The 2692-nt window shown below is 44.3% G+C and carries 2 protein-coding genes; both read right to left on the bottom strand.

What is annotated here, in order from left to right:
• Window positions 1–116: 116 nt before the first annotated feature.
• The gene (gene istB / locus EZ449_RS22360) at window positions 117–848 is read right to left on the bottom strand and encodes an IS21-like element helper ATPase IstB (protein ID WP_131563098.1); all 732 of its coding nucleotides are present in this window, start codon (window positions 846–848) and stop codon (window positions 117–119) included.
• Window positions 849–859: 11 nt separating this feature from the next.
• Window positions 860–2413, bottom strand: coding sequence for an IS21 family transposase (istA, locus tag EZ449_RS22355; protein WP_205943062.1), 1554 nt, complete (start codon window positions 2411–2413; stop codon window positions 860–862).
• Window positions 2414–2692: the final 279 nt, after the last annotated feature.

Genomic DNA, 2692 nt, shown 5'->3' with positions numbered 1-2692 from the left:
TGATTATTCCGAACAAAGTACACCACATTCCGAGGCATAGTGCACCAGTTTGGTTCTGGCTTTAGCACTAACTTTTTAACCATATCACTTTTTGGACAAAGCGATATTCTGTAAACTTAATGATTTTTTTTATTTCTCATGGATTTGCCCGTAAGTGCAATTCTGTGAGCAGATGCTGACAGCCTGTCCATAATTGCATCTGCAAGTGTGGGTTCATCTATAAAGTTATACCAGTTATCCACTGGCAGCTGCGAGGTTATTATTGTCGCACCGTTGCCGTATCTATCCTCCAGAATATCAAGTATTGCTATCCTGGCATCATTGCTCAGGGGCTTAAGCCCGAAGTCGTCTAATATCAGTAGCCTGTTTGAGGATATCCCCTTAATCCATCGGAGGTAAGTTCCATCGAGCCTTGCCTGGGCAAGGGCATCCAGAAACTTATTCATACTGAAATATAGCGTACGGAATCCAAGTAGGCAGGAACTGCGTCCCAGTGCACAGGCGAGGAAACTTTTCCCGCACCCGGTTGCGCCCGTAATGAGCACATTTTCACCACGTTCAATAAAAGTGCCGTCCGATAGTCTTAGTACCTGTTCACGGGTAATGCCACGCTCGGAGGTACAGAGTATATCTTCGGGAAATGCATGATATCTAAGCTTACTGAACCTGAGATATTTTTCTGTTCTTGCATGCTCACGGTACTCGATCTCTGCCTGGACAAGCATGGCGAGCATTGAATGTGGGTCTTGGATTTCGTGTACTGGCAATTGTAGTGTTGCCTCATAGCGCCTGGCCATTCCGCTGAGCCTTAGGCTCTTCATCTGATCTGCTGTGTTCTGTGTATTCATATTGATCTTTATCAATTGGTTTTGTATGCTTCGGCTCCTCTCACGTTCTGGTGTAGTGGTGTCTTATATTCCTTTTGTTCTGTTTCCTTGACCATGTCCATATTATTGTCAAGGATGTTTTTTATTACAGTGTATTTAAACCTGTGCCCGGTGAGTGCTCTTTTGCAGGCAGCTTCCATTCTTGCCGTCCCGTAGGCTTTCAAGAGCCGCATCAGTCCAGTGCAGCCAGCATATGATTGATGTATCACCGGATTGCTCTGCATCAGCTTTTGAATAAAGTCATAAGTGTTCTGACCCGCTTTTTCAGCCTGTTTCAGATAATATTCAGGATCCCATCCCTTTTCATCTGAAAAAGATTGGTGAGCTTCAGGCATATGTTCCCTTACCGTGGTAAAATGGTGTTTTCTGAAACTCCGGACGTGTATGGCAATCCGGGTGCAATTATGGAAGATCTCAACGCTGTCCATAGAATATGATATCCTGACCTCCTTGCCGATATACCTGAATGGAACGCTGTAATAGTGCCAGTCTTCACCTACAACAACATGATAGTTCTTCTGAACTTTTGCCTTGGTATAGTGCTGGATAAAGAATGATGATTCGGGAAGTGGTTGCAAAAGTGCTAACTCATTATTGTGGAAGAGCTCATAGCGGCTGAAACTCTTGCGTTGAAAACTAAGCTGGTGGTGTTCATTGAGCTTAATCCTGATTGCCTCATTCAATTCCTTGAGACTATAGAAGGTCTGGTTCCTAAGTTTCGCATAGATGCGCATATAGGCTATCCTCACAAAGTTCTCTATGCTTGGTTTATCCTTTGGCTTGTACGGGCGAGCAGCAAAAAGCGCAATCTTGTTATGGTTGGCCCATTGCTCCAGCATCTCGGTAAAGACAGGTTCATACTTTGAGCTTTTGGATACCCACTGTCTCATATTATCCGATTTTACGCCTTTGGGCACGCCACCGATATAGATGAGTGCTTTGTTCAATGCTGATACAACCTGGGGTAACTTCGCATCTACAAGTGCTTCCACATAACCGTAACCGCTAAAGGGAAGAATGGCAAGAAACACTGGACAGCTAACGAGTTCTCCTGTAGAGGTATCAAGATAATGCAGTGGTGCACCGGCAAAATCTACCTGCATCATCTCAGCTGGCTTATGCTCAAAATGCATAACGGCCTTTGGGGCCCGGTTATGTTCCTGCAGCAGATCACAGAATCTTGAATATTGAAACCCTTCCGGGTAATTGGTAATATACTCTTCCCACAGCAATAACCTGGTTACGCCTTCTTTGGAGGAGAGTTGTTCATTGTGATATTCCAAATGTTCAAGAAAATGAACCCGCCTGGGGTCAGCATCCTCCATTACCTCTTGCTTTACAAGGCCAAGAATCTCATCGATATCCCTATCAGAGAGCTTTAGCAAGCCATTAAAGGTTAAACCTGTCGATCTGAACTTTTCCAGGTAACTCGCGATCGTTCGCCTGTTGACCCGGACCTCTTTTTCTATTTTCCGTTGGGAGACGCCCTGATCGAGGAAAATGAGTATCTGTCTAATCTTATTCATGCTGAGCAGTTTGTTCGCCATATTTATAGGGGTAAGCTTGATGCTTACCAAACCTATATAATTGGCGGGTTAAACTATGCCCAATTGCGTGATATGGTAAATATAGTGGTGCAGTATGTGTCGGAATGGCAGAGTGAAATAATCCTGCAATAAACCAAAAGTGGTGCACTTTGCCTCGGAATATTTAATTACCTCAAACAAAAACTGGTGTACTTTGGCTCGGAATGACTGGTGTACTATGCCTCGGAATGGGTGGTGTAGTATAGGTCGGAATATCCA

This window comes from Pedobacter frigidisoli, from assembly GCF_004331675.1.
GTDB lineage: Bacteria > Bacteroidota > Bacteroidia > Sphingobacteriales > Sphingobacteriaceae > Pedobacter > Pedobacter frigidisoli.
This window is presented reverse-complemented; position numbering and strand designations above follow the sequence as displayed.